Source organism: Pseudomonas sp., from assembly GCF_050739655.1.
Taxonomy (GTDB): domain Bacteria; phylum Pseudomonadota; class Gammaproteobacteria; order Pseudomonadales; family Pseudomonadaceae; genus Aquipseudomonas.
This window is the reverse complement of the sequence record NZ_JBOIBY010000208.1, coordinates 1-8,264: the sequence shown is the minus strand read 5'-3', so window position 1 is coordinate 8,264 and position 8,264 is coordinate 1. Positions and strand designations below refer to the sequence as shown.

The following is an 8,264-nucleotide window of genomic DNA, read 5'->3' as shown; positions in this document are numbered from 1 at the left end:
GCATTCCCGTGTGGGAGCGAGCCTGCTCGCGATGGGGCCAACACGGTCTAGAGGGTTAAACGCAAAGCCAGCGCCGCCAACGTTGCCAACAACACCGGCACCGTCAACACGATTCCCACCTTGAAGTAATACCCCCAGCCGATCCGGATGCTCTTGCGCTCCAGCACATGCAGCCACAACAAGGTCGCGAGGCTGCCGATCGGCGTGATCTTCGGCCCCAGGTCACTGCCGATGACGTTGGCGTAGATCATCGCCTCCTTCACCGCCCCCGTCGCCTGACTGGCGTCGATGGACAGCAAGCCGATCAGCACCGTCGGCAAATTGTTCATGATCGACGACAGCAAGGCAGTCAACACCCCGGTGCCCATCGCCGCGCCCCAAACACCGTACTCAGCGAAGCCGTTGAGCCAACCCGCCAGATAGCCAGTGAGCCCGGCATTGCGCAAGCCATAGACCACCAGGTACATGCCCAGCGAGAAAATCACGATGTGCCAGGGTGCTCCTTTCATTACCTTGCGCGTGGAAATCCTGTGGCCATGGCCGGCGATGGCCAGCAGCAGGGCTGCGCACGCCGCAGAGATCGCGCTGATCGGAATGCCCAGCGGCTCAAGTGCGAAACAGCCGAGCAACAGAATGACCAATACCGCCCAACCCGCGTAGAACGTTGCCTTGTCGTGGATCGCGGTTTGCGGGTGTTCCAGTTGTTCGGGGTCGTAAGCCCTGGGAATGTCACGCCGGAAAAACCACATCAACATCGCCAGGGTAGCGGCGACGCTCACCAAATTGACAGGGATCATCACCGCCGCGTAACGGTTGAAGCCAATGTTGAAGAAGTCAGCCGAAACGATGTTGACCAGGTTCGACACCACCAACGGCAGGCTGGCCGTATCGGCAATGAAACCGGCACCCATGACGAACGCCAGGGTCGCCACCGGTGAAAAGCGCAACGCCAGCAACATCGAAATCACAATGGGCGTGAGGATCAGCGCCGCGCCGTCATTGGCGAACAGCGCCGACACCAATGCCCCAAGCAACACCATGTAGGCAAACAGCTTGCGCCCATTGCCATGCCCCCAACGCGCCACATGCAACGCCGCCCAGGCAAACAGCCCGGCTTCGTCCAGCAACAGACTGATGATGATCAGCGCGACAAAGGTGCCAGTGGCATTCCAGATGATTTGCCACACCAGCGGGATGTCACTCAGATGCACCACACCGAAGATCAAAGCCAGCACAGCGCCAAATATCGCGCTCCAACCGACACCAAGCCCTTTTGGCTGCCAGATCACCAGGGTGATGGTCAGCAGGAAAATCAGTGACGCTGCGAGCATCCGTGGCTGCCTCCAAAAAAATGGAGAAAAATTAGCAGCAACGGGCCGTTCAGTCGACCATCGCCTGCACCATATCTGCAGCCTTTACCGACAACCGAGTCGAACTCACAAACGGATCACATGCCCTTCAATAGGCTTTGCCCTACCGTGAAACAGCCGGGAGAAAACGTCCTGTGCAGCTTCGTAACCTTGACTTTCCACCACCTCCAGCAAAGGTTTTTCAGTGGTCGTCAGCTTCTGATAGAACTGCAGCAAGCCCGCGCCAATATGCTCACTGACGCCTTCCGGCCCCCATTCGGCATTGCGCTTGCGAATCTGGATTGGGGCAAAGAAGAACACTGGCTGCGGGCCAACGATTGCAGTCAGCCGAGCCTCGTGGGTCGCTTGTGCAGACCCGGCAAAACAGCTGTAGATCAACTGTCCGGCGAAATGCTGGTGCACCCGGTCCCGTAGCGCCAGATCGCCGGAAAAGTCGACGTAGAGGGTCGGACGGTCGCTTTTAACGCTCTCCAATTCTTCGTACGAGACCAAGCGCTCATAACAATCAAGGCTCTCGACAAAGGCTTTATTGCCGGCCGAGGTCAGCGCCACCCTTTCCAGAGCGGGATGATTTCCCAGGCAAACGGCAGTGCCATAGGCGGTTTTGCTTGAAGCGCTGGAGAACACCAGCCGAGTAGCGCCGAAGAACTGCTTGTCTTGCAGGAAATCGGCAAGCATTGACGAGGTCAGGAACAGAGGCTTGAGCAGGATCTGCAGGTTTTCAGTGTCGGGGCTGTAGTACGAATCCCAACTGCAACGGGTGTACTGGTTATAGGCCGAGGCCAGTCCCAGCCGGTGCTCGGCACCGTCATAGAAGCCTCGTTCGGTGACCCGTTCCGCACGCACCCACAGATGACTGGCAATCGGAAAATACCCGTAAAAGCGTTCTCCCACCTTGATACCTGGCACATCCGAAGCCACCACTTCGGCAAAACCCCAGGCTGGGACGTGCCCCCATTCCGCCAGTCCTGTAGGAAAAAAACTCCAGTAGTTCATCGAATTGCCATAGGCGGCGTAGGTAATGTTGTTGGTTGTCAGGGCGCAACGATCAATCTTCAGAATAACTTCGCCCGCTGCGGGAATCAGGCTGCACGAAACCTGTTCGATGCGGCCTTGGTCAAGAGCGTTCTTACGGGTAATCAGCCGTGTTACCGTGCTTGAAATTTGCATCCTTGAATCTCCTGCTGCGACACCGTGGCGGGTAACCAGCGTAGTGGCTGCCGATGAAAAACGGGTTCGGAAACAGCAAGGGCCAATCGCCCACCCTCAATCCCCGGGCAAAACCGCTGAAACGGCCGACTCAGGCCCGGGCGATTTTCACCGTCGATGCAATTTATGAAGCGTTTGTTCGGATTTGGCTGCGAGACGGCTGGCCAGGATTGACCACCCGTGAAGTGGCACTGGAGGCTGGCGTTGCGATCGGCACGTTGTACGACTACTTCCCCTGCAAGGAAGCCCTGCTGTCCGGCTATATCCGGCATTGGCTAGATGTGTTGTTACGGGCCATGGACGAAAATGTCGTGCAAGCCAACGATCTGGACTGGTCAACCCGCATCAAGCGGCTCATCCGCCTGACCTGCAATCCCGATGATGCGAGCCAGCCCCTGTTCAATCATGCCGTGCTGCTGATCGAGCACCTGATCGCCGAGCCAAAACATCATCGAAGGTTCTTTGACGAACTGACGCAGAAATGGCGCGAGGCATTCGCTGCCTGTAGTGACCTGCCGGCGCAACCCTCACAAACCGCCCTTGATGCCTGGGTGATCATGGCGTGGGGTGGCCGACGTTACTGCGTCGCCGCACAACCCGCGGCGGTGCAAACCGCCGCATGGCTGTCGGAAATGGAAACGATCATTTGTGGCCGACTGGCCAGCATTGTGTAGTCCAAACCACTGGAAACGCCTGTTAAGCCTTCTTGTGCTGCTCAACCCACTGCCCGTAGGCATTGATAAAGCTCTGCAGGAACGGCTTGACCGTTTCCGACAACTTGCCCGCCTCATCGAATGCCGAACCGGCACCGCCCAAATAGGCCTCGGGCTGCTGCATCAACGGCACATTGAGAAACACCATGGATTGGCGCAAGTGATGATTAGCACCAAAGCCGCCAATGGCGCCCGGCGAAGCACTGATCACCGCCCCCGGCTTGCCACTCCAGGCGCTCTTGCCATAAGGGCGCGACCCTACGTCGATGGCATTTTTCATCGGTGCTGGAACAGAACGGTTGTATTCCGGGGTGACGAACAGCACCGCGTCAGATGAGCTCACTTGTTGTCGGAAAGTACTGTAGGCTGCCGGCGGGGCAGCACCATCGATGTCTTCGTTGTAGAGCGGCAAGTCGCCAATTTCGACGATAGTGAGCTTGAGATTGGCCGGCGCCAGGTCGGCCAGGGCCAGCGCGATCTTGCGGTTGATCGACTCTTTTCTCAAGCTGCCTACAACAACGGCGATCTGATAGACATTGCTCATGGAAGATTCTCGACTGTCCGATGGAAAGAGCTTGTAGTTATAGATGCGATTCAGGTAGTGGGCGACTGGAAATGGCGTCCCTGATTATTTTTTTCCCGTAAGAAAACTTACCGATCTCAATGACGGTCTATCCACCGCAAATTGAGTGATTTATCTCCAGAGGTTCTAAGCAGATGGCAGCAGTACTCGTCGGTCAGTTCCATGCAAGAGACGCAGAAGGCCGCATTTATTCGGTGCATGAGTTCCAGGACTCCACTGTCTCGGTAGACGGCGCACCGGTCACTACCTACAAATTGGCCCATGGCGACCGCGTCAACAAGCTCACCGACAACGAGTTTCAGCTGGTTCAGTCGGGCGTCACGCTGACCCGCGAACCGGAATCGATCGTCGCGTCATAAAGCGCCGTTATGATCAGAAGTCATATGCACGGACTTGGGTTAGGATTCAGACACTGACTCCTTCACCTGCTGAACATGGACTTCACGCATGCGCTTACGCCATATCGAAGTGATCCAGGCGCTCCTGCAGACCGGTCACCTGGGCACCGCCGCCGAATGGCTGCAGTTGCCGGTGACCGAAGTCGAACGCACTTTGCGCGACGCTGAAGATCAGTTGGGTTTCATGCTGTTCTCGAGCGTGCGCGGGCGGTTGCAGGCTACCCGCGAAGCGCGGGAGCTGCAGGTCGAGATCGCCCATGTCTACGATGCACTCGAACCGGTCCAGCGCCTGGCCAACAGTCTCAAGCAGTATCTGGCACCGCCGTTACGGATTATCTGTACCCCGCCGCTGGCCCAGCATTTGTTGCCACACAGCATTGCCGCCCTGCGTCGACGCCTGCCCGACGCGCCTTGCACTCTTTTAAGTCAACCTACCCGCGATATCGTCAGGAGCCTGTTGCTGCGCGAAAGTGATCTTGGCTTGAGCCTGCATGACCCTGACCGGGCCGAGATTGATTGCCAGGTGATTGTCCAGGGCAAGCTGCAACTGCTTGCCCCTCACGGCTGGTTGCAACCCAAACAGAAATACATCTCGCTGCAAGACCTGGCCGGCCAGGCAATGGTCGGCCTCGAAGGTCATGATCCGCTCAGCCCGGCACTGGAAAACAAACTGCACGCCTTGCGTCCGGCGCCCGTCATCCAGACCCGGGTGCAAACGCATCAGATGATGCGCAGCATGGTCGAGGCCGGTGAAGGCCTGGCCATTGTCGACCCTTTCACCGCGCTGGGCGCCAAATCAGCCGGACTGGACGCCTGCCCGCTGGCGCCCGCCGTGCCGGTCAGCCTCTACGCCCTTACCCTGAAGAACGGCGAACCCTCGCCCGCTGTCCAGACCTTGCTGGCCATCGTCAAGGAACAAGCCGTGGCGATGCTGGCGAACTGATCGGACCTTCCAGCGGGTTATCGAAGATTCGATACCAGAACAGCGCGACCTCGGCGGTATTGGGGTCGATGCCGCGATAGCGCAGATGGTCGATCCCACCGATCACATAGCCACAGCGCTCGTACAAGCGGCAGGCACCGAGGTTGTTGTTCTGGGTTTCGAGCATGATGCCAGGCAGTTTTTTCTTGCGACTCCAGAACTGCGCCACGTCCAGCAACGCTTTGGCCACACCATGTCGGCGCGCCGGGGCATGCACCGCCAACTCGTCGATATGGGCAAAACCGTTCCAGTTGGTACTGATTACCAGGTGACCCACTGGCTCATCGTCCAGGTACGCCATGAATATCGCGCTGTCGGCAGCGTCGCGGAAACTGCTGAACTCTTCGGGATCAATACCGTAGCACTTGCGATAGGGGGTAATCGGCGTGACCAGCCACTGCTCTACCGCGTGCCCTATCTCGGGAGTGCCGTAGGCCGCCACTTCGAAACTGAAGTCGCTGCCCCAGATATAAGCGGCAAAGCTTTCGTCGGCAACGCGTACCGACAGCCCTGGATGTTTTGGATTCATGACAGGTTGCATTTTGGGAAAGGTCCTCATTCCTTGATGCAATCGACGGTGTATTGCCGTCCATTGCCCTCGTCTTCATGTTGCAATCCGTGCACATCAGCGACGAACCCCGGAAAACTGCTATCGAACGTGCGAGCAAACGCCAGGTAATCGACAATCGAGCGGGTCGCCTCGGTGAAACGCTCCCCGGGCATGATCAATGGAATGCCCGGTGGATACGGCACCAGCATCACGGCAGCGATACGTCCATCCAGCGCATCGATCGATACCGCCTCGACTTCGCCGCGCACCAGATGATCATAGGCATCAGCCGGTTTCATGGCGATTTCCGGCAGCACCGTGTACATGCGCTTGAGGTGTTTGGCCGTGGCATTGCTGCGGTAGCAAGCGTGCAATTGATCGCACAGATCGCGCAGTCCCATGCCTTGATAACGCGTGACATGCTCTTGCGCTACGCAAGGCAGGCAACTGGCCAGACTGACGTTGGCGTCATAGCTGCGCTTGAACTCCAAAAGCTCAGTCAGCAACGTGCTCCATTTGCCCTTGGTGATCCCCATGGAGAACAGCACCAGGAACGAATACAGTCCGGTCTTTTCCACCACCAGCCCGCGCTCCCAGAGGAACTTACTGACGACCGCCGCCGGAATGCCGCGCTCACTGAGCGCGCCTCCCGCTGTCAGGCCCGGCATCACCAGCGTGACCTTGATCGGGTCAAGCAACACGTAATCGTCAGTCACGCCACCAAAGCCATGCCAGTCAGCATCTGGCTGCAGCAACCAGTCCTGGGTGACAACGTGATCGATACCTTGCGCCGAAGGCGGTTGCCAGATGGAAAACCACCAGTCGTCCGCAGCGATGTGCTGCCGCAGATTGGCCAGCGCCCGACGGAAGCTCAGGGCTTCGTCGAACATTTCCTGCAACAGCGAACGCCCGGCTGGCCCTTCCATCATTGCTGACGCAACATCCAGCGAGGCAATGATGCCGTACTGCGGCGATGTCGAGATGTGCATCATGAACGCTTCATTGAAACGGTCGCGGTCCAGCTGTCGTGCGCCGCCATCCTGCACATGGATCATCGACGCCTGACTGAATGCTGCCAGCAGTTTGTGGGTGGAGTGGGTGGTGAACACCAACGGGCTGTCGTCACTGCGGGACGTGCCCATGCCATAGCGTCCGGCAAAAAACTCGTGGAAGGCCGCATAGGCATACCAGGCCTCGTCGAAGTGCAACACATCAACACTATTGCCCAGTTGCTGCTTGATCAGCTCGGCGTTGTAACAGAGGCCGTCATAGGTCGAATTGGTCACCACTGCCAGCTTGACCTTCGGCGCCCGTCCCTTCGTCAGCGGACTGGCGGCGATCTTGTCTTGAATCGCCTGCGGGCTGAATTCGCTCAGCGGAATCGGACCGATAATGCCCAACTCATTGCGCTCCGGACACAGGTACAACGGTATCGCACCGGTCATGATGATCGAATGCAATACCGATTTGTGGCAGTTGCGGTCTACCAGCACCAGGTCATCGCGGGCGACCATGGAATGCCAGACGATCTTGTTGGCCGTGGAAGTGCCGTTGATCACGAAGAAGGTGTGATCGGCACCAAAGTTGCGCGCTGCGCGCGCCTCCGCTTCTGCCAGGGGACCGGTGTGATCGAGCAGCGAACCGAGCTCCGGCACCGACACCGACAAATCCGAACGCAGGGTGTTTTCCCCGAAAAATTGGTGAAACGCCTGCCCCACGGGGCTTTTGTGATAGGCCACGCCACCGCCGTGTCCGGGGGTATGCCAGGAATAGTTGGAGTCGGCAGTGTGCTGCACCAATGCCTTGAAAAATGGCGGTAGCAAACCATCCAGGTATTTGCGCGCAGCTCGGGCCACCTGGCGAGCGAGGAATGGCACGGTGTCTTCGAACAAATACAGAATCCCGCGCAACTGATTCAGTTCCGCCATGGCGTCAGCGGGGGCGTTTTCCAGGGTCACTTGCTCGCCCAAGGCGAAGATCGGCAGATCCGGCGCACGCACCCGCGCCAGCCCGATCAGCTCGGCCATATTCTGTAGCAAGTGGGAATGGGCGCTGGCGTCTTCCGCCGCTATCAGCATGCACGACAGACCATGATGCGTCGAAGCGACTAGGCGGCCTTCGGTGTAGTCCATCGCCGAGACAATACTGAAACCTTCCTGCTCCAGCTCCCGGGCGATACCACGCACGCGGTCTCCGGCAACGGTGTCGGCCTTGATGTCGCGATGGACGATCAGAACCGGAAATTTCAAATCTTTGTACATGAGGCTCAGTGTCCTGAGGCGGCAGGCCAGAGCCTGCCAATCAACTCAGGGTAGAGGGTTGAGGCGGATGTGGCGAGTGCGATGCACTGAAAAGGGTCACCGGGGGGATGTTGTGGTGTTCTTTGTAGGAGCGAGCTTGCTCGCGAAAAACGTTAACGATGACGCGAGCATCCTGAATGCTCGCGGCGCCTACAGGAT

The 8,264-nt window shown here is 58.3% G+C and carries 8 protein-coding genes; 3 read left to right on the top strand and 5 right to left on the bottom strand.

Annotated elements, in window-relative coordinates; all coding sequences use genetic code 11:
- Nucleotides 1-47: 47 nt before the first annotated feature.
- On the bottom strand, nt 48-1,331 hold the full coding sequence (locus ACRESJ_RS10150) for an arsenic transporter (RefSeq protein ID WP_431757800.1): 1,284 nt from the start codon (nt 1,329-1,331) through the stop codon (nt 48-50).
- A gap of 105 nt (nt 1,332-1,436) precedes the next feature.
- Complete coding sequence (locus tag ACRESJ_RS10145) at nt 1,437-2,540, bottom strand: DUF2855 family protein (protein WP_431757799.1); 1,104 nt, start codon at nt 2,538-2,540, stop codon at nt 1,437-1,439.
- 53 nt (nt 2,541-2,593) lie between these two features.
- On the opposite strand from ACRESJ_RS10145, the gene ACRESJ_RS10140 reads away from it, so the two are divergent.
- Nucleotides 2,594-3,253: a TetR/AcrR family transcriptional regulator gene (locus ACRESJ_RS10140; RefSeq protein ID WP_431757798.1), complete on the top strand. Its 660-nt coding sequence runs from the start codon at nt 2,594-2,596 to the stop codon at nt 3,251-3,253.
- A 22-nt stretch (nt 3,254-3,275) separates the two neighbouring features.
- Here ACRESJ_RS10140 and ACRESJ_RS10135 read toward each other — a convergent pair whose 3' ends face one another.
- Nucleotides 3,276-3,836: an NADPH-dependent FMN reductase gene (locus ACRESJ_RS10135; protein WP_431757797.1), complete on the bottom strand. Its 561-nt coding sequence runs from the start codon at nt 3,834-3,836 to the stop codon at nt 3,276-3,278.
- A gap of 173 nt (nt 3,837-4,009) precedes the next feature.
- On the opposite strand from ACRESJ_RS10135, the gene ACRESJ_RS10130 reads away from it, so the two are divergent.
- Nucleotides 4,010-4,234 (top strand): hypothetical protein, encoded by a 225-nt coding sequence (locus ACRESJ_RS10130; RefSeq protein WP_431757796.1) that lies wholly within the window; start codon nt 4,010-4,012, stop codon nt 4,232-4,234.
- Nucleotides 4,235-4,322: 88 nt separating this feature from the next.
- A complete protein-coding gene (locus tag ACRESJ_RS10125) occupies nt 4,323-5,216 on the top strand; it encodes a LysR substrate-binding domain-containing protein (RefSeq protein WP_431757795.1) in 894 nt (297 codons plus the stop codon).
- Here ACRESJ_RS10125 and ACRESJ_RS10120 read toward each other — a convergent pair.
- Both ACRESJ_RS10120 and ACRESJ_RS10115 read right to left on the bottom strand, forming a co-directional pair.
- Nucleotides 5,182-5,796 (bottom strand): GNAT family N-acetyltransferase, encoded by a 615-nt coding sequence (locus tag ACRESJ_RS10120; protein ID WP_431757794.1) that lies wholly within the window; start codon nt 5,794-5,796, stop codon nt 5,182-5,184. The two genes, ACRESJ_RS10125 and ACRESJ_RS10120, sit on opposite strands and share 35 nt — an antisense overlap.
- A gap of 14 nt (nt 5,797-5,810) precedes the next feature.
- Entirely contained in the window at nt 5,811-8,066 is a 2,256-nt protein-coding gene (locus tag ACRESJ_RS10115) for an Orn/Lys/Arg decarboxylase N-terminal domain-containing protein (protein ID WP_431757793.1), read from the bottom strand.
- Between the last annotated feature and the right edge of the window lie 198 nt (nt 8,067-8,264).

Excerpts from the sequence above, each read along its gene's own strand:
- ACRESJ_RS10130 (WP_431757796.1), top strand. The coding sequence starts at position 4,010 with ATGGCAGCAGTACTCGTCGGTCAGTTCCATGCAAGAGACGCAGAAGGC.
- ACRESJ_RS10150 (WP_431757800.1), bottom strand. The coding sequence starts at position 1,331 with ATGCTCGCAGCGTCACTGATTTTCCTGCTGACCATCACCCTGGTGATC.
- ACRESJ_RS10125 (WP_431757795.1), top strand. The coding sequence starts at position 4,323 with ATGCGCTTACGCCATATCGAAGTGATCCAGGCGCTCCTGCAGACCGGT.
- ACRESJ_RS10120 (WP_431757794.1), bottom strand. The coding sequence starts at position 5,796 with ATGCAACCTGTCATGAATCCAAAACATCCAGGGCTGTCGGTACGCGTT.
- ACRESJ_RS10135 (WP_431757797.1), bottom strand. The coding sequence starts at position 3,836 with ATGAGCAATGTCTATCAGATCGCCGTTGTTGTAGGCAGCTTGAGAAAA.
- ACRESJ_RS10145 (WP_431757799.1), bottom strand. The coding sequence starts at position 2,540 with ATGCAAATTTCAAGCACGGTAACACGGCTGATTACCCGTAAGAACGCT.
- ACRESJ_RS10140 (WP_431757798.1), top strand. The coding sequence starts at position 2,594 with ATGAAAAACGGGTTCGGAAACAGCAAGGGCCAATCGCCCACCCTCAAT.
- ACRESJ_RS10115 (WP_431757793.1), bottom strand. The coding sequence starts at position 8,066 with ATGTACAAAGATTTGAAATTTCCGGTTCTGATCGTCCATCGCGACATC.